15 protein-coding genes and 1 pseudogene are annotated in these 17,698 nt (G+C 67.1%); 7 read left to right on the top strand and 9 right to left on the bottom strand.

The window, feature by feature from the left end:
- Positions 1-718: 718 nt before the first annotated feature.
- The 6 genes from ACWEMY_RS27760 to ACWEMY_RS27735 all read right to left on the bottom strand — a co-directional run bounded on the left by ACWEMY_RS27760 (position 719) and on the right by ACWEMY_RS27735 (position 9,468).
- On the bottom strand, positions 719-985 hold the full coding sequence (locus ACWEMY_RS27760; RefSeq protein WP_452392401.1) for a helix-turn-helix domain-containing protein: 267 nt from the start codon (positions 983-985) through the stop codon (positions 719-721).
- 829 nt (positions 986-1,814) lie between these two features.
- Positions 1,815-2,417, bottom strand: a complete 603-nt coding sequence (locus ACWEMY_RS27755) for a hypothetical protein (RefSeq protein WP_452392400.1) — start codon at positions 2,415-2,417, stop codon at positions 1,815-1,817.
- Positions 2,418-3,127: 710 nt separating this feature from the next.
- Complete coding sequence (locus ACWEMY_RS27750; protein ID WP_452392399.1) at positions 3,128-5,395, bottom strand: molybdopterin-dependent oxidoreductase; 2,268 nt, start codon at positions 5,393-5,395, stop codon at positions 3,128-3,130.
- Between the two features lie 147 nt (positions 5,396-5,542).
- On the bottom strand, positions 5,543-7,465 hold the full coding sequence (locus tag ACWEMY_RS27745) for a sensor histidine kinase (RefSeq protein WP_452392403.1): 1,923 nt from the start codon (positions 7,463-7,465) through the stop codon (positions 5,543-5,545).
- 216 nt (positions 7,466-7,681) lie between these two features.
- Positions 7,682-8,320 carry a response regulator gene (locus ACWEMY_RS27740; RefSeq protein WP_452392398.1) on the bottom strand — a complete coding sequence of 213 codons (639 nt, stop codon included), beginning with the start codon at positions 8,318-8,320 and terminating at the stop codon, positions 7,682-7,684.
- Positions 8,317-9,468, bottom strand: a complete 1,152-nt coding sequence (locus ACWEMY_RS27735; protein ID WP_452392397.1) for a sensor histidine kinase — start codon at positions 9,466-9,468, stop codon at positions 8,317-8,319. The genes ACWEMY_RS27740 and ACWEMY_RS27735 overlap by 4 nt, the downstream gene beginning before the upstream one ends.
- Before the next feature lie 138 nt (positions 9,469-9,606).
- On the opposite strand from ACWEMY_RS27735, the gene ACWEMY_RS27730 reads away from it, so the two are divergent.
- A complete protein-coding gene (locus tag ACWEMY_RS27730; protein ID WP_452392396.1) occupies positions 9,607-10,224 on the top strand; it encodes a hypothetical protein in 618 nt (205 codons plus the stop codon).
- Here the strand turns inward: ACWEMY_RS27730 and ACWEMY_RS27725 are convergent.
- Together ACWEMY_RS27725 and ACWEMY_RS27720 are read right to left on the bottom strand one after the other, a co-directional pair.
- Entirely contained in the window at positions 10,183-11,472 is a 1,290-nt protein-coding gene (locus ACWEMY_RS27725) for a sensor histidine kinase (RefSeq protein WP_452392395.1), read from the bottom strand. The two genes, ACWEMY_RS27730 and ACWEMY_RS27725, sit on opposite strands and share 42 nt — an antisense overlap.
- A gap of 32 nt (positions 11,473-11,504) precedes the next feature.
- A complete protein-coding gene (locus tag ACWEMY_RS27720; protein ID WP_452392394.1) occupies positions 11,505-12,272 on the bottom strand; it encodes a response regulator transcription factor in 768 nt (255 codons plus the stop codon).
- A 199-nt stretch (positions 12,273-12,471) separates the two neighbouring features.
- On the opposite strand from ACWEMY_RS27720, the gene ACWEMY_RS27715 reads away from it, so the two are divergent.
- The 5 genes from ACWEMY_RS27715 (at position 12,472) to ACWEMY_RS27695 (ending at position 16,348) form a co-directional block, all read left to right on the top strand.
- Positions 12,472-13,362: a cutinase family protein gene (locus tag ACWEMY_RS27715; protein ID WP_452392402.1), complete on the top strand. Its 891-nt coding sequence runs from the start codon at positions 12,472-12,474 to the stop codon at positions 13,360-13,362.
- 50 nt (positions 13,363-13,412) lie between these two features.
- Entirely contained in the window at positions 13,413-14,123 is a 711-nt protein-coding gene (locus ACWEMY_RS27710; protein ID WP_452392393.1) for a hypothetical protein, read from the top strand.
- A 130-nt stretch (positions 14,124-14,253) separates the two neighbouring features.
- Positions 14,254-14,466 (top strand): hypothetical protein, encoded by a 213-nt coding sequence (locus ACWEMY_RS27705; protein WP_452392392.1) that lies wholly within the window; start codon positions 14,254-14,256, stop codon positions 14,464-14,466.
- A gap of 126 nt (positions 14,467-14,592) precedes the next feature.
- Entirely contained in the window at positions 14,593-15,573 is a 981-nt protein-coding gene (locus ACWEMY_RS27700; RefSeq protein ID WP_452392391.1) for an alpha/beta hydrolase, read from the top strand.
- Between the two features lie 109 nt (positions 15,574-15,682).
- The gene (locus ACWEMY_RS27695; protein WP_452392390.1) at positions 15,683-16,348 is read left to right on the top strand and encodes a TetR/AcrR family transcriptional regulator; all 666 of its coding nucleotides are present in this window, start codon (positions 15,683-15,685) and stop codon (positions 16,346-16,348) included.
- Between the two features lie 29 nt (positions 16,349-16,377).
- Here the strand turns inward: ACWEMY_RS27695 and ACWEMY_RS27690 are convergent, their stop codons facing one another.
- Positions 16,378-17,064 (bottom strand): hypothetical protein, encoded by a 687-nt coding sequence (locus tag ACWEMY_RS27690; RefSeq protein WP_452392389.1) that lies wholly within the window; start codon positions 17,062-17,064, stop codon positions 16,378-16,380.
- 430 nt (positions 17,065-17,494) lie between these two features.
- Here ACWEMY_RS27690 and ACWEMY_RS27685 point away from each other — a divergent pair.
- A pseudogene (locus ACWEMY_RS27685) lies at positions 17,495-17,698 on the top strand (hypothetical protein); the annotation flags it as partial.

Below are 17,698 nucleotides of genomic sequence, written 5' to 3'. Positions count from 1 at the left end.
CGAACACCCAACGAAGTAGAGTCCGGCTGGTTCGAGCGGAATAGGGCAGCCTGAGAAGTCAAAGTCTCACTGTCCGAGAATCTTCCGGCCCCTCAGATCGAGATACTTGGGTTCCTGACCAACTACGCCCTCGACGAAGGCCAGCCGGAAATCGTGCGGCAAAACTCATTCGTCCTACTGAGCTCGCTGTCGGAGGCTACGCGCGATAACGTTCGAGTCGAGCTTGCTACCAAATTTCAGGAGAAAACTGGCCGGGAGCCGCTGACAAAGACTCAGGTTCGGGTCGCCCAAGCCGCAGGAGTCTTGCCGTACCTTCGTCGCGCTCAACGGTCTTCATTTTTCAAGTCATACAATCAACTCCTTGAAAATACGGGGTACAGTTTTCGTAGCAACGCGAAACACGGAGCCCTCTTGCGAGACCTTGTCGACTGTGGTGGGTTGAGTAGCATCCCGGCCGACGAGTTGCGCCGGTGCCTAAAATGGCTCGTATTGTGCTATATCGGAGAGCCTGGCGGATATGGGGCAGGAATACACCGTCGAGTGTTCTACAGCAACAGCGGCGCGCCGCTAGCTGAATCCCTTATAGCAAACGCCGCCGATGTCGTACGAGAGCCTCTCGTCGCTCTGGCGAAAGACGACGAGGTAGAGTGGGCGCTGCAAGATGAACATGTGGCTCGCAGGTATCAAGCCCTACTCGACCTGGTGGAGCCGAGTTGAATCATCGAGGTAGCCGCATCTGAACCGAACGCCTCCGCAACGCCTTCCACACACTCCCCTTGGCCTTGCCGAGCTGTCGCGCCACAGCATTGAGCGACTGTCCTTCGCCGTAAAGCCTCACCGCCCGGTCGATCTCCTCCTCTGTCATCGGCTGGCACCGCATCTGCACCCCGCGCTCCCCGAGGATCTTGAGCAGCCCGCCCTTGGACAAGCCGTACCGCTCGCACAGCTTGGTTGTGGACGTACCAGAGCGGTAGGCATCAACCACGTCAGCGATGGTGGCAGCCGACAGCCGTCGATCCAGTCGCCGCGGGCGAACCGTGCTGCTATCCGTCTTCCGAGGCCGGCGGGCTGGAGCAGCATCCACCTTGGCGATGACCGTCTTCAGCCAGTCCGGCTGCCACCGTTTCAAATACCGTCCGCTAGCCCCGACAGCGAAAACCCTCTCTGACCTCGGTCGGAGGGGGTTTTCTTGCGTCCCGGGACTTGACGTGGTTTGGCCGAATCACACAGAAACTAGTCGAACGGTCCTCTGGAACGCCTTGTAGAGCACCCGTCAGTGGATCACGACCCGGTTCGCCGTGCCACGAGCAAGCTCCTGGTCCTTCATCGAGCGCCGAGAACCCGACGCCCCCGCACTCGGCCACCCTGACCGTCGCCTCACCACCCACACCCCGCGCGCCGGATCACCACTGCGCCGCGGGCACCATCGGTCAGTTTCGACGACTGCTCGTGAACTTCGGCCAAGGTCGGTCCAGTCAGCACCGACAAACCACAGCGCGGCCGATCACCTTGAACTCGGTCGAACCCTGCCGCCACCGCAGAACATGACGGACACGCGATGGCGGCCATGCATCGAACCCATCGCCGCCCACCACAGGAGGCCCACGTGTACCGAATGTTTCGGCGAAGCAACCCATTCCACCGGTTCGAACCCGTCTCGGCCGATCGTGACTCCTCCTTTGCCATGTCGGCCTGCATTTTCCGGCTGGGTGGCAGCGGTCGCGACCGGGACAGTATCGAGGTTCAGGGAACTGCGTTGCGACCGGGGCCTGACCGTTCACAAGTCAGGCCCCGGTCACAGCGGTCGTGAGGGGTTACTCGAAGAAGTCGGCCAGGCAGTCGCCCACGAAACGGCCGGCGTACCCGCCGCCGATGTAGCCCACCGTGAAGCCGACCGGTGAGGCCGTTCCTCCGGTCGGAAGCGTCACCGCCGCGCCGAAGATGGAACCGAGAATCGAACCGACAGCGAAGCCGCCCGCCTCGAGAGCGTTGCGCAGGTCACTGTTTGCGGCGTCGGGCAAGAACGCCGCGCGTGCCGGAGCACCAGCGGCTCCCGCGGGCCGCGGTGCCCGAGCCGGGAGCGGCTTGCCGTCCTTGGTCGCAGGGGTGAGCTTGAGCCGATGACCGTCTTCGAGGATCTTCGGGGTCAGCGTGAACACGTGACCGCGCAGTTCGATGGTCAGGGGCCACTTGTCGATCACGTCCCCGTCGTTGTCGACCACCAGGACCTTGGTGCCCTTCGGGTTGAGCACGAAGGTTCCCTCGGCGAGCCTGGTCACGATCCCGCCGTCGGCGGCGACACCGGTGGCATAGCCGATGCCTTTGTCGTGGCCGGTGACCATACCGGTCAGCGACAGGTCATCGGTCTTGACCTTCGGCCCGACAGTGGTGGTCGGGGCAGCTTGTGCAGTGGTCATCTGGGAGTCCCTTCAGATGGTGCCCGGGTCGGTTCCTCGCGAGCCGTGGCAGCATCAAAATTACGGGCCGGCCCCGGCGAATCGACATCGATTCGCCGAATCATTTCACCATCTGAGATCGGCAATTATGTTGTGCTGCAACATGTTTCAGCGTATCCCTGACCCAACCCGACCAGCCGGTTTCCGCTTTTCCCGTGCAGGATCTCCCCGACGTGGTGGCCGATCACCGACGGCACGTCTCGGTCACGGAATGCGTCGATGACGTGGCCGCCAGGGCGGCTTGTGCAGGGATCATCTGGGAGTCCCGTCAGACGGAGCCCGGGTCGGTTCCTCGCGAGCCGTAGCAGTATCAAAATTACGGGCTGGCCCGGCGAATCGACATCGATTCACCGATTCATCTCCAACACCGGTTGCGTTGTAATCCCATTGTTCTACAACGCTTTTCGGTCATCGATCGGAGTCGCTGCGCGAGGAGTTCGGCGCGCCCAGTCCACGCTGGATCGGAGATGTCGCCGGCAAGCCGAATACGTGTCGACCGAGTTGGGCAGCCCACCGTTCGGCGTTGAGCCGGGATCGACCGCGCCGTCACCGTCCTCACGGGCGAGGTCGCGGGCCAGTGCGGTGGCGTGCTGGAGGCTGTTCCTGAACTGACTTCATGCCGGTTCGCCGGGTTGAATCGGCGGAAGGATGTGGCGATCGCGTGTAACGCGTCAGAGCTTTTCCACTCGTGCCGGGACGTACTTGTGCCACGGGGTGCCGAAGAACTCGTCGCGGTCTTCGGAGGCGGTCAGGTCGTTCAGGCGGACGCCGACCTGGTCACCGTCGGCCGTGAGCAGTCCCATGCCGTTGGGTAGGGAGACGTGGCCTCGGCGCATCGTGTCCACCACCTCGACCGGTGCTTGCGCCGCACCACGCCGGGTGATCACGCGCGCTTGGTCGCCGGTTACCAACGACAGGGCGGCGGCGTCGGCCTGGGACAACCGCAACGCGCCCTGGGGGTCGCGTTTGCGCCAGGTCGGGTCACGGAAGATCGTGTTGGCGGTGAAGGCGCGGCGCTCACCGGCCGAGAGCACCAGGGGGTAGTCGGGGTCACCGGGTAGCGCTTGTCCGTCGGCGAGCCCGCGTACCACATCGAGCAGTTCGGGCACGTCGAGTTCGATCCGCCAGCCGCCCAGCCTCTGCCAGGACGCGTCCTCTTCGTCGTCGGTGATGACCACTCCGCGCGGGTTGTCCAGAATCGCCTCGAACAGCCGGTCGCCTGCCATCAGCCCCTCGCCGTGACCGGCCCGCGCCACGCCGGCGGGGTTCTCCATCGCGCAGAACAGCGAGGCGCCCCACAGCACAGCGGCGGCCGCGGCGCCGTGCGGGAGTGTCGGACCCAATGTGCGGTAGAGCAGGACCGGGGCCAGCTTGGCCAGGCGGCGGTCGCCGAGTGCCCCCATCATCGCGGTGGCGAAGGCTTCCCGGCCATGTCCCAATGCCTCGCGCAGCGGTGCGTAGTCGGCCTCTCCCACGGCACCGGACAGCTCACACAACCTGGCGTGGATTTCGGGCTCGGTGAGCTGACCGGAGGGAGGGTCCAGCAGCGGGCGGCGCAGGTGGAGCAGATTGCGCGGGAATTCGAAGTCGAAGAAGGTCGCTTCGTACTTCTCGAACTGGGTGGGTGGCGGGAGCACGTAATCGGCCTCGCGCGCGGTCTCGGTCATCGCGATGTCGATGACCACCACGAACTCGAGCGCCTGGAATGCCTCGGTCATCCGCCGGCTGTCGGCCAGCGAGTGCACAGGGTTGCTGCTCTCGACGATCGCGGCACGAAAACGCTCAGGATGGTCGGTCAGGATCTCGTCGGGGACCGAATTGCAGGGGAACAGTCCGCTCACGATCGCCGCCCCACTGACCGGGGTGCGCGGCACCTGATCGAACGGCAGTCCGCGATCACGGGCGATCGGCGCGAGCCCGGAGAAAACGAACTGGGTGCCGCGCTTGGCGAAGTTTCCGGTGAGCAGCCACAGCAACTTCTCCACATAGCTCACGGCGGTGGAGTTGCGGCCCATCTGGACGCCGAGGTCCTCGAGCACCGCCACCGACTCGGCCGCGGCGATGCGGCGAGCGGCGGCGCGCACCAGGTCCTCCGGCACGTCGGCGATCGCGCAGTGGTCCGCGATGGACACGTCGCGCATCACTGCTGCGATCGTTTCGAGGCCGTTGGTGTGCTCGGCCAGCCAGGCGTGGTCGATCAGATCTTCCTGCACCAGCACCGCCACCATCGCCGTTACCAACTCGAGGTCGGTGCCCGGGCGCAATTGCAGATGGAACTCGGCGAGCTCGGCTGTCTCGGTGCGCACCGGGTCGATCACGATCATCGCCCGCGCCGGGTCCTTCGAGATCTCCTTGAGTGTCGTCCGGGCACGGGGGAATCCGTGGGACTGGTAGGGGTTCTTGCCGACGAAGACCGCGACCTCGCAGTGATGGAAGTCGGAGCGGTGCGGGCGCCCGAGCATCCTCGCGCTGACCCAGAACTCGCCCGTCTTCTCCTGAGCCAGTGAGTTGGAGCGGTAGCGCACACCGTAGGCGGCCAAGGTCGCGGGCGCGTAGGCTCCGCCGAGGTGATTGCCCTGGCCACCGCCCCCGTAGTAGAAGATCGATTCGCCGCCGTGCTCGTCACGCACCTGTCCGAGACGCGCGGCGACCTCGGTCAGGGCGGTCTCCCAGTCGATCTCCTCGAAGGTTCCGTCTTCGCGGCGCCGAAGCGGCTTCGTGAGCCGCTCGTTGCGGCCGTTCTGATAGGCGTCCAGTCGCAGAGCCTTGTTGCAGGTGTAACCCGCCGAGGTCGGATGAGCTTTGTCGCCGCGGATCTTCGTGAAACGGCGGGTGTCCGGGTCTACCAGCACGTCGATCCCGCAGTTGCACTCGCACAGAATGCAAGCACTCGGCTTCCATTCCGCCGCGCTCTCGACGTTGACGGTGACACCGGACATACATCGCTCCTCAAGCAGATTCCCGAATCGAGCTCATATCGATGGCGAACCACAGCGTATAGGCTCTATGCAATAGAACATAGCAAACGGCGTTCGGTGTCAGAAGTACGGACGGAGCTGTAGTGCGGTCGAGCGCGCCTGTGCTGCCTATCGGAGCAGCGGGCGTGCACCACCGGCGCCGACGGGCTCCGAAAGTGATCGCTGGTCGAGCAAGGTGAGCGGTAAGAACACGATCGCTGTGACGCCGCCGTGGTCCGACTCGGCGAGTCGGACCTCGATCTCGTTGCGGCCGGCGAGAATCGAGACCACGATCAGCCCCATGCGCGCGTCACTGGAAAGGTGCATGATGCCGAAATCCGGTGCGCTGTCGAGGATTCGATTGATCCGGTGCAGTTCCTGCCGGGACAGTCCCCGCCCCCGGTCGGCGACCTCGACGACGGCGCCACCCTCGACAAGGCGGCCCGAGACCGTGACGGGTGCGGTGGTGGAGGAGAAGTAGGTGGCGTTCTCGACCAGCTCGGCGAGCAAGTGGATGATGTCGGCGACGACGGCGCCGTTGACCGAGACATCAGGGAAACGGTTGACGGTCACGCGCGTGTAGTCCCTGGACTCGGTGATCGCCCCCTGCACGACGTCGCCGAGCGGCACCGGGTATCGCCATTGCCGTCCCGGACGTTCACCGCCGAGGATGATCAGATTCTCGGCGTTGCGGCGTTCGCGGGTGGCCAGATGGTCGAGTGTGAACAGCAGCTCCATCTTGTCCGGGTCCTCCTCGTGCGCTTCCGCGGCATCCAGGACTTCCAGCTGGCGAGACGCCATGGCCTGGCTGCGGTGTGCGAGGTTCAGGAAGATCGCGTTGACCGCGCCGCGGGTGCGGGCTTCGGCCATCGCCGCGGACACCGCCGCGCGCTGTGCGGTGTCGAATGCCTCTGCCAACTGTCCGATCTCATCGTTGCCGAAGTCGGACGGAGGCAGCGCCGAGGTCAGATCGATCGTCTCACCCGCATTGATCCGGGCCATGATCGCGGGCAGTTCGGTGTCCGCGACGGCGAGCGTGTGCAGTCGAAGGCGTCGGAGTCGTCGAACGAGTCCGCGCGCCAACCACGAGGTCAGAACGAACGTCACAGCGGCGATGATCAACGCCGCGAGCACGGTCAGCGCGGAGGTGCGCACGGCGTTGTCGGCGATGTCGGTGGCTCGCTGTTGGACGCCGGCGAAGTTGGTGCGCCACAGCGCCAACAGGCCGTTCACCATCAGCCCCAGAATCTGCTGTGCCGCCGCGGAATCGGTGGACGGCGGGCCGGCGGGGTCCGCGGGGTCGGCCGCGCCGCTGGTCACCACGGCGTTCTCGAACTCGACCAGTTGTCGCCACTGCGGGCTGGAGGTCAGTTGCACGAGCCGCTGCCGGATGGCGGGATCGTCCTTGTGAGCCAGTGCGTCCAGGTCTGCGTGGTAGGCGCCGACCCTGGTGGCGAACGCTTGCAGGGCGGCCTGATCGAATGCTGTCTCGGCGTCGGCGGCCGCGACGAGTGCGTGCACCGCGGAGATGCTGTCGGCCGTGCGCAACAGGGTCGCGGTCGTGGTCAAAGCGATGGCGCTGTCCACGTCGGGTGCTCTGGGGACCAACGCCGCGACCGCGATTCCCCCGGTCGCGGTGAGCAGGCTGTACGCCTGGTACACCTCGTCGACCGTCGAGGTCCCGCTGTCGGTACGCGCGCGCACGGCGCCGAGTCGGCGGACCGTGTCACGCAGCTGGTGCGCGGATTCGTCGAACGCTCCGGTGGTGAGTTCGACGAGTGACGACGCGGCCTCCAGCAGTGCCGTCCCGGCTGCGTCGACGCGAAGGCGCTGGGCGTTGAGCTCGTCGGAGCCGCGTTCGGGGTATGCGACCCGAACCATCGCGAATCGGCGCTCCTGCAGGATGGCCTCGCTGAAGTCCACCGCGTGCGGCGCCACCCGGAGGATGAGTTCGGCCCACGCCCGGTTCTGCCGGTTCTCCTCGACGAGGCGCACGCCTACCGCGATCACCGCGGTAGCGAACACGATGCTCGGGATGAGCACGATGGCCATCACCCGTGCGCGAATCCCGGTCAGCCGATTCGATTCGGCCCGGCGCGCGGGCGGGTCGTGGCGGATCGGAGTGTGTGTCCGAAGCTGGTCTTTCATTGCCCACTCTCATCAGTTGATGAGAGACTCACATGCGATACAAACATCAGTCAAGTGGCGTCACGCGAGCGTCACGCCCGTGACCTGGATCTAGACGACCGACCAATTGGTCGGTTCGGGTCACACGATGCCGTGTTCGCGTGCGGCCAAGGCGAGCTGGGTGCGATCGCGGAGCGACCAGCGGGAGAGAACCCGCGAGATGTGGTTCTTGACAGTGCCTTCGCTGACGAACAGGTTTGCGGCGATTTCGCGGTTGGACGCTCCGGTCGCGATCAGCCGTACGATGTCGACCTCTCGCGGGGTGAGATCGAGGTCGCGGCGGGCCGTGCCGGGTGCCGGTCGCAGGGCGGTCGACAGGCCACGAGTGACGCGGCCGTCCAGCTGGGTCACGCCCGCGTGGGCCATCCGCACCGCCGCCCGCAGGTCCTCGATCGGCAGGTTCTTGAGCAGGTAGCCGTCGGCTCCCGAACGCAGGGCGGCGATGACGTATTCGTCGTCGTCGAAGGTGGTCAGCATGACGACCCGGCAGCCCGACCCGTCGGCGCGCAGGCGTCGCAGGGCTTCGACGCCGTCGAGGCGCGGCATCCGGACATCCATCAGCACGACGTCCGGCGCGAGCTTCGTGACCGCTTCGACGGCTTCGACGCCGTCCGCGGCGGTCCCGACGACCGTCAAACCGTCCTGGAGATCCAGCAGCGACGCGATGCCGTCGCGGACGAGGTCCTGGTCGTCGACCACCAAGACACGGATATCGCTCACGCGGGCGCCATCTCGGTGGCCGGCAGTGTCATCCGCAAGATCGTGCCGTGACCGGCGGCCCCGCGCGACACCTCCAGCTCACCACCCAGCAGCGCACACCGCTCCCGGAGCCCGGCCAATCCGAATCCCTGTCCACCCGAACGGATCCCGACGCCGTCGTCGGTGACCTCCACCTCCACCGATGGACCGTCCAGGCTCAACCGCACCCTGGCCTGCCTCGCCGAAGCGTGCCGCCGGACGTTGGTCAAGCCCTCCTGCGCCGCCCGGTACAACGCGGTCCGCACCTCCGAAGTGAGCAGGCGCTCCTCCCCCGACACTGTGAACTCGACGGCCAGCGAGTCGCCACCGGCTCGGTGCACCAGTTCCCGCAACGACGTGACCAGGGCGAACGGTTGATCGTCGGCACGCAGGGTGCGCACCGAATCGCGCGCCTCCGCCAGCGCGCGGTCCGCGGACCACCGCGCATCCGCCAGGGCACGGTCGGCGGTGACCGGATCGCGATCACGGTAAGCCTGTGCCTTCTGGATCTGGACCCCGATCGCCGTCAAGTGGTGACCGAGCGAGTCGTGCATCTCCCGCGCCAGCCGGTTGCGTTCCCGCACGGTGGACAGTTCCGCGATCGTGGCCGCGTGCTGCCGCAGTTCGGCCATCGTGTCCTGCAGCCGTCGCCGTACCTCTCGTTCCCGCACCGCGACCGCGGCCATGGCCAGCGCGATCACTTCGCCGAGCAGGAACATCAGCAGATCACCGAACTGTTCGCCGTCCGCGACCCAGCCGACATCCTGAATCGTCAACGCCGCCAAGATCATCGCGAACATGCCCGCGGCCAGCATCACGGCCACTGTCCGCCCCAGCGCGAACCACGCGGTGAACGGCACCAGAATCAGCAGCGCGCGCCACAGGCCCGACGGGTCCGCTACCGCGATCAGCGCGAAGGCCGCGACCCGCGCGACCAGCAAGACGACAGGACGCACCGCGAACCGATACGCGGCGACCTCGACAGCGGCGAGTACTCCGAATGTCACCAGCAATGCCCACAGCCCACGGCGATCGACAGCCGCCTGCACCAGCCCACCGGCGAACACCACCGCGTAGGTCACAGAAACGACCCAGCCCACCGGCGACCCGGACCCGCGTGCGGTCCTCATGGCACCACCTCCGAACGCCGATGCTACGTAGCGCGCCGCCCTCACGGTGGTTCCGTGCGGCAAGTTTGGCCGATGGTCATGGGTACCCTGGCAATTCGGTACTCCTGGAACCCCGGCTCCCGTTCCTACCGTCGATGCATGACCAACTTCCTCATCCGATTCGGCGCGGTCAGCGGCGTCGTCCTCGGCCTGTCCATCGGCGTTCCCGGCGCCGTCGAAGCGTTCACCGGCGAGATCACCGCGACCAGCGTCGTGCTCGGCTTCGGCACCGCGTTCGGTGTGCCCGCCGTCCTGGCGTACGCGCTCGCCGGTACCCGGGATTCGACCTTCGACCGGGTGGCGTTCGTGTGGTGCGCGCTGGGCACCGCGCTGTTCGCCGGTGTCGCCTACACCCTCAACCTCGCCCTCGTCTTCCTCGATCTCACCGAGCGTCGAGAGCTGCTGGCCGGGACTACCGGAATCGCGTTCAAGGTCACCGGATTCGCGTTCATCGGTGGCGCCGCGCTGTTCGGCATCGCGCTCTACCGCGACGGACGCCTCGGCCGCCTGCCCGCCCTCGGATTCACCCTGCTGCTGCCCGTCTTCGCCTTCCTCGCGCCGCAGGAGGACACGCTCGCCATCAACGCCCTGCACGTGCTCGTCTGCGTCGTGTTCTGCTGGTTGTCCCTCAACACCTGGCGCACGACGACAACGGGGCGGTTCACCCGACCGTGCTCAGCCGGTCACAGTGCAGGCGAGGGTGACGGCGAGTCGTAGGCCGCCGAGTGGGCTCGTGATCAGGTCCGCGCGGCCGCCGTGCAGTTCGGCCTGCTGCGCGACCAGGGCGAGGCCGAGGCCCGATCCTTCGCGGGCCGCGCCGGAACCCCGGCGGAATCGACCGAACACCACATCGCGTTCGTTCTCTGGCAGCCCGGCGCCGTTGTCGTCGACCGCAAGCAGGAATCCGTCACCGGTTCGGTGGACGGAGATCTCGATGCGGGTGGCGCGGCCGTGGCGGACCGCGTTCGTGATCGCGTTGTCGAGAATCAGGCGGATCCCGGCCGGGGAACACCGGCAGTCCGCTCGTTGCTCGCCGGCGACGGCCAGGTGGAGTTCCGGATGGGTCCGCGCCGCGTCCGCGACGGCCGAGTAGGCCAGCTCGACCAGGTCGGCCGGTTCACTGATGTGGCGCGATGTCAGTTCACCGGCGGCGAGCAGTTCCAGCGCCACCAGCGTCGATTCGACCCGGCCGTGTTTGCGCAGCGCGTCGTCGAGGATCTGCGCGCGCTCGGCGGGCACCAGTTCGACATCACGCGCGATCTCGATGTCCATGCGGATGGCGGTGAGCGGGGTTCGCAGCTCGTGAGCGGCCGTGTTCGCGAACGTGCGCGCGGTCTCGAGGGCCGAGATCGTGCGCTGCTGCGCGGAGTCGATCCGCGCGAGCATCGACCGGACCGAGGCCGCGAGTCGATCGGCTTCCCGCACGCGGAACCGCCCTCTCGCCTCGGGCAATTCGGTACCGGCATCGATCCGGCGGGTCAGGTCGATGAGCGGCCGGATCGCCCGGCCGCCCAGGAGCCAGCCCAATCCGGATGCCACCGCGATCGCCGCCGTCCCGGCGAGCAGGACGTGCCCGCGCTGCTCCCGGGTCACCGATTCCGCCGCGGACAGCGGCGCGGCCACGGACACGAGGTGCGGGCCGATGGGCGACTGGTCCACCATCATGGTCTTGACGCGGTAACCGGCGTCGTCCAGCACCAGGGTCTGGTGCCCTTCGGGCAGCTCCGGCAGTCGCGTGGACGTGCTGGCGAGCACGGCACCGTCCTGGTGCAAGGTGATCGCGGCGACGCCGCCGTCGCGCACGCTGCCGATGAACAGTTGCGCGGTACCGACATTCGCTTCGACCAGGCCGGTGATGATGTCGAGTTGCTCGTCGACGTGCCTGATGTTGTTGCGCTCGATCGCGACGAACAGGAAGACGGCGAGCGCGCCGACGATGAGCGTCGTCCCCGTCGCCGCCGCCACCGCGACCCTCGTTCGCAGCGAGAGATTCCCTCTCACAGCCCTTCCTCCCGCAGGACGAACCCGACAGCGCGCACTGTGTGCAGGAGGCGGGGCGCGCCGTCGACTTCGAGTTTGCGGCGAATGTGGCCGACGACGACATCCACGACATTGGTCTGCGGCCGGAAGTCGTATCCCCACACCGTCTCCAGCAGCCGGTCGCGGGTCACGACCGCCCCGTGATGGGTGGCCAGGATGCTGATCAGCTCGAATTCCCGCCGTGTCAGCGGAATCTCGCGGCCACGCACCGTCACCCGCCGCGCCGCGAACTCGACCCGCAACACCCCGACGGCCACCGACTCCTGCGCGGCGCTCCAGCCGGTGCCGCGGCGGCGCAGCAGCGCACGCAACCGCGCGGTCAGTTCGACGAAGTCGAACGGTTTGGTCAGATAGTCGTCGGCGCCCAGCTCGAGCCCTTCGATCCGGTCCGATACCCGCGTGCGCGCGCTCACCACACAGATGGGCACGTCGTTGCCGAGTGCGCGCAGCGCGGTGATGAAGGCCAACCCGTCCAGTCCCGGCATCTCGATGTCGAGCACCACCACGTCGGGTGTCTGCTCGCGGGTCGCCGCCAGCGCGGCCGCGCCGTCGGCGGCGGTACACACCGCGAAGCCGTTGAGACGCAGACCACGTTCCAGCGATTCACGAACGTCGGCGTCGTCGTCGACGACCAGTACCAACCCGCTCTCACGCGGCGCGGCGGAACCCTCACGGACGTCCACGGCGCGCGGCCGCACCGGTCGCGCCGTGGTTGCTGCGTTCACCTGAATTCACTTCCTCTGCCGGTCGAAACGCTTCCTGTCGGAGGTTTACCGATTGCTTGAGAGTTCTCTGACGACGATTGACTGATCAGATGATCATCTGTGACGTTTTATACCACCAGGGCGCGGTTCCGCCGATGACGCCGGTCACGCTCCTGCCGACCTCCCAGCGACGAACGGAGCCAGACCGGTGCGGACGACCATGCACACCGCGGCCATCGCGTTGACGGCCGGTGCGGCCATCGCGCTCACGACCGTGCCCGGCACGGTGGCGGGCAGCGCCGCCGCGGACCCGGGCTGCCCCGGTCTTTCCGTCATCGCGATCCCGGGCACCTGGGAAACCGGCCGAGCCCGGCACACCCCGGGCCCCGGCATGCTCGCCGGCGTCACCGACGGCCTCCCCGCGAGCCAACAGGTCGCCTATGTCGACTATCCCGCGACGGCCTTCCCCTGGGAGGGCAAGGTCTACGGCGCCTCGCAGCGGGTCGCCGTCGACACCGCGCGCGAGATGATGCGGACCATCGCCGACCGCTGCTCCGGCACCGATTTCGCGCTGGTCGGCTACAGCCAGGGTGCCGACGCCGCCGGTGATCTGGCCGCGGAGATCGGCAGGGGCGGCGGGGTCGTGTCACCGGATCGCGTGCGCGCCGTCGGCTTGCTCTCCGATCCCCAGCGGTCGCACACCGATACGCAGGTCGGCCCGCCCGCCCGTGGCGTCGGCGTCCGAGGGCCACGCCCCGACGGGTTCGGCTCGATCGCGGCGCGGGTCCGCACGATCTGCGCGGTCGGCGATCTGTACTGCTCGACCGACGACGAGGACTTCGTCACCGCCATCGCGAGCGCCCTGGCCGGGGTCTCCGCCGAGCACCCCGACGATCTGACCCGCTACCGCGGCACAGCAGCGGACATGCTGACCGCCCTGCGATCCGCCGACGAACAGGGCGAGCTCACCGACCAGGCCCGCGACGAACGCGCGCGACAGCTCGCGCTGTTCTACGGATCCGGAACGCACATGTCCTACGGCAGCTACCCCGTCGACGGCAGGCACACCGCCGTCACCTGGCTGCACGACTGGCTGGCCGCTCTCGGCTGATCCGCCCCCAGACCCTCCCGGGAAATCTCCGCCACGAAGAAGGAACAGAAATGCGCATCAAACACCTCACCGCCGGAGCAGCGATACTGATCGGCGCGCTGGCCGCCGGCACCGGGACGGCCTACGCCGACCCGGCCGCCGACCTGGGCGTCGTGAACTACACGGCGACCACGACCGACACCTCCACGCTCGTCCAGATCGACGCGGGCTCCCTGGTCGTGGAGGACGGCGCCCTGAAGGTGAAGGCCCCGGACGGCAAGGTCATCGCCGGCACCGAACTGAAGTTCCGCGTCGACGAATTCGTCTTCCCCATCGACGCCACGATCAGCGACCGCACCGCGACGCTCACCCCGCAGTTCACCCTGGACAAGGCCCACTACGAGCCGGTCTCCCTGCCCTACGAGGATCAGGCCACCTGGAAGAACGACTACGACCGTGAGCGCGACGCCTGGGCCCGCATGACGAGCACGATCGGCCTCGGTGCCTCGATCGGCGCCATGGTCGGCGGAATCGGTGGCGCGGCGGTCGGTTGCGTCATCGGCGGTGTAACCGGCGCGGCACTGACCGGCGCGCTCGCGACCATGTTCGGTGGACTCCCGTCCGAGGTGCAGGGCTGCATCGCGGGTGTGGCGGCCGGTGGTTTCCTCGGCGTGCTGGCGGGACAGCTGCTCATCGCCGCGCCCGTGGCGATCTACGCCGCGGTCCAGTACTACACCACGATCAACCAGCCGTCGGTGCAGAGCCAGCAGCAGGCGAAATAGCGATCGGAGAAGCCGGGCGCGCGGTGGATCCCGCGTGCCCGGCACCCGTCACGGGTCCCGCCTCGATGTGCCCGGACAGAGTCGCCATATATGATCCAATCATCAGCATTGATTCCACCGGGGAGGGACCGTGCCGGTACTCGCCGCGCCGATGACCGTCGAGTACCAGCCAAAGCCGTTCGTCCTGGCCGAACTCGCCGCCCGATTGCGGGCGGTGCTCCGGCGCGCCCACGGCCCGCGACAGCCCCGTACGCCGATGGTCGGAATCGGACCACTGCTGATCAACGAATCGTCACGGCGGGTGACGATCTCCGGCTGGAATCCGGCGATCACGACCGATTGATCCACACCATCCACGGCACGGGGTACGTGCTCCGAAGCGACATGAATTGATTCCGCCCGGTGACCGGTATCGAACCGGCTCCGACAACCCATGGAAAGAGACGAAGCGTTGATCGCGCTCTCCCGAATGACATTGTGGCTGACCCTGTTCGCCACGCTCGCGTTTCTGCTCGTGGCGACACCGCGCGCGAGCGCCGCGTTCGATCCGTCGGGCGTCGACTTCTGGGTCGACTCCGATATGGGTCCCGTCAAGACCCGCGTATTCCGCGCGGCCGACGGCAACACCCAGCGCGTGGTCTACGCCCTCGACGGAATGTGGGCACGTGAGGACCTCAACGGCTGGGAGATCGAAACCGAGGTCGCCAGGAAACTGACCCAGAACAACATCAATGTCGTGCTGCCGATCGGTGGACAATCCAGTTTCTATATGGATTGGGATCGCCCGTCGTACCTTCCGGAGGGCGCCGTATCCGAAATCGCCGGCGATTCCGCACCCGACACCGACACCGGGCCGGGCAAGTCCTACACCTACACCTGGGAAACGCTGTTGACCCGGGTGCTGCCCGCCGCCCTGCACGAACGGCTCGGCCTGTCCCCGACGCGCAACGGTGTCATCGGACTCTCGATGGGTGGTAGCGCCGCGTTTGCGCTCGCCGCTCATCATCCGGCCCAGTTCAGCTATGCCGCGTCCCTGTCCGGATATCTGAACCCGTCGGCTCCGGGCATGCGCGGGGCGATCTCGGCCGCCATGGTCAAGGCCGGTGGGTACAACATCTCGTGCATGATCAGCTCGCCGACCTCCGACAAATGGCAGTGGATGGATCCCATGTTCCTCGCCCCCACCCTCATCCGGAACGGGACCAAGCTGTGGGTGTCGGCCGCCAACGGCGTGCCGTCCGAGGTCGGGGAGCCCAGCAAGCAGGCCGCGGAGGGCTCGGCCCTCGAGACGCTGTCCCTGACCAACTCGCGGTCGTTCCAGACACGCATGAAGTCACTGGGCGCCACCACCGTGACCTACGACTTCCCCTCCTCGGGTGTCCACGCCTGGAAGTACTGGGAAGCCCAGGTGGTGAAGATGCTGCCCGTCCTGTCCGGCGCCATCGGCTGAGCGACCCTTCGCGCCGGTCGGTCGCCACCCCACGCCACGAGCCACGCAAGCATCGGTACTGAATATCCGATCAGTTATGATTGCTGCGGCAACTCGAGGTGGAGGGCAGATGACAGCCGAGCAGACCACACCCACGCGGACCGATCGTCGCCGGGAACGCACGCGCAACGCGCTGCTCGGCGCTGCGCGGAAGTTCTTGTCCGAGGGCAAGTCATCGGTCAGTATCAAGGAGATCACCGACGCCGCCGACGTCGGTTTCGGCTCCTTCTACAACCACTTCGACTCCAAAGAACAGCTCTTCGACGAGGCCGTGCGGTCCGCGCTGAACGTCTACAGCACGATGCGCGACCAGGTCGTGGCTCGATACGACGACCCGGCCGAGGTCTTCGCGGTCAGCTTCCGGCTGACCGGACGGCTGCAGCGCCGGCTTCCCGAGATGGTGCGCGTCGTCCTGCATTCCGGCATGGGGGTCATGCTGCGCGACGAGGGGCTCGCGCCGCGTGCCCGTCAGGACATCGTGGCCGCCCAGGAGGCGGGGCGCTTCGAACCGATGGATCCCGATCTGGCCGTCATGGCGGCGGGCGGAACGCTGCTGGGACTGCTGCAATTGCTGGACGCCGATCCGCATGCGGACGCGGCGGCGCTGGCCGACGACATGGCGTATCGAGCCCTGCGCATGTTCGGCGTGAACAAGCGAACCGCGCAGCGCCTCAGCTCCGGACCACTCCCCCAGCTGCCCGCCGACCCCGATCTGCCCCTCGGGGCCGGCGAGTAGACCCACACCCGGTCCGGCCGGGACAGATGTCACCGGTTCGGGTCGAACTCTTCGGTTCCGAGCACGAGGCGCAGTCCGGAAATCCCGGAATGCGCTCGCGCGTACGCGAGCTCGCGGCTGATGTCGCCGACGTTGTTGATGATGGGCACCCCGAGGCCCAACGTCGAGAGCGTGCCCAACGCCCGTCCTTCGGCGTCGAGGAAGGCGCTTCCACTGTCACCCGGGATGCCGGGCGTCGGCGATTTCAGAGCGTGGGTCCACCCGCCGAGTGAGCTGTCATCGGCCGAGCTCTCACCTCGCTGCGGCGACAGGCCGGGGAGTCCACCCCGGATTCTCGAGTTGCCATAGCTGTAGACGTGTTCGCCCTCGGGCGTGCCGGTGGTGTTGAGACCGGTGGGACCACCCCAGTACGGCACGCTCGGATTGACCTGATCGATGAGGCCGGGGTCGATCTCGATCAGTGCGAAGTCGTTGTACGCGCAGGCATTCGGGTCCGCTTCGCCGAGTTGCCGCATCGTCAGCCAGCTGCTGTAGGCCAGCCGACCGGTGCCGATGGTGGTGCCGTCGGACCGGAGTGAGCCACGGCGGGTGAAATCGACCGCGGTGCCGAGCGGCCGGCTGGTGGTCGCACATCCGTCGGTGTCGGTGGATCCGCCCGTTCCGGCGCAGTGCGCGGACTGGCCGAGGTAGACCCGGCCGCTGTCGTCGACGAACACGTAGTTCGTCGTGCACTGCCCGCCTCCGTGCGTGTTCGCCTGGATACCGGGGGTGAGGACAGCCGAACCGGCGGCCGCCCACCGATGACCGGCGTCTTCCGGGGCGACCACGTCCGCCGCGACGGGGCTCGCCGTCCGGGACGACGTCGCGACCGTGGAGCTCGCACCGGAGTCCTGAGATCCTCCCGGTACGCCGATTCCACACCCGGAGATCAACAGCGACGCGGAGCACACGACTCCGACCGCGGGCAGGGCGACTACGCGCCGCAGGTTCGACATCTCGACCCGGTCCCTTCTGCCGGTGCGGGACATGCAGGGCGCCGACCGGGCGATAGTTTACGACTGTTGATGATTTCATCACAAAACCAGAGCGATGCTTCTATCATATGTGATCGCATCATCATTTCTCGTAGCGCGAAGGGACCTGTTTATGCTGGGCAGAAAGATGGCCGGGTTCCGCTGGCTGTGTGTCGTGGGCGGAACAGCCGCCCTCACCCTCAGCGGTTGCTCCGCCCTACCGACCTCGACGCCTCCCACCGAGATCACGGCCGATTTCGAGAACATCGCAGGCATGTACGAGGGCAACGAGATCATGGTCCTCGGCCTCGCGGTGGGCACCGTCGACAAGATCGTG

It is taken from the genome of Nocardia sp. NPDC004415, assembly GCF_053602435.1.
The sequence above is the reverse complement of the archived record's forward strand: the minus strand, read 5'-3'. Positions and strand labels throughout refer to the sequence as shown.

Coding starts and splice junctions, on each gene's coding strand:
- ACWEMY_RS27755 (WP_452392400.1), bottom strand. CDS start 2,417: ATGACCACTGCACAAGCTGCCCCGACCACCACTGTCGGGCCGAAGGTC.
- ACWEMY_RS27750 (WP_452392399.1), bottom strand. CDS start 5,395: ATGTCCGGTGTCACCGTCAACGTCGAGAGCGCGGCGGAATGGAAGCCG.
- ACWEMY_RS27745 (WP_452392403.1), bottom strand. CDS start 7,465: ATGGCCATCGTGCTCATCCCGAGCATCGTGTTCGCTACCGCGGTGATC.
- ACWEMY_RS27735 (WP_452392397.1), bottom strand. CDS start 9,468: ATGAGGACCGCACGCGGGTCCGGGTCGCCGGTGGGCTGGGTCGTTTCT.
- ACWEMY_RS27730 (WP_452392396.1), top strand. CDS start 9,607: ATGACCAACTTCCTCATCCGATTCGGCGCGGTCAGCGGCGTCGTCCTC.
- ACWEMY_RS27715 (WP_452392402.1), top strand. CDS start 12,472: ATGCACACCGCGGCCATCGCGTTGACGGCCGGTGCGGCCATCGCGCTC.
- ACWEMY_RS27710 (WP_452392393.1), top strand. CDS start 13,413: ATGCGCATCAAACACCTCACCGCCGGAGCAGCGATACTGATCGGCGCG.
- ACWEMY_RS27700 (WP_452392391.1), top strand. CDS start 14,593: ATGACATTGTGGCTGACCCTGTTCGCCACGCTCGCGTTTCTGCTCGTG.
- ACWEMY_RS27695 (WP_452392390.1), top strand. CDS start 15,683: ATGACAGCCGAGCAGACCACACCCACGCGGACCGATCGTCGCCGGGAA.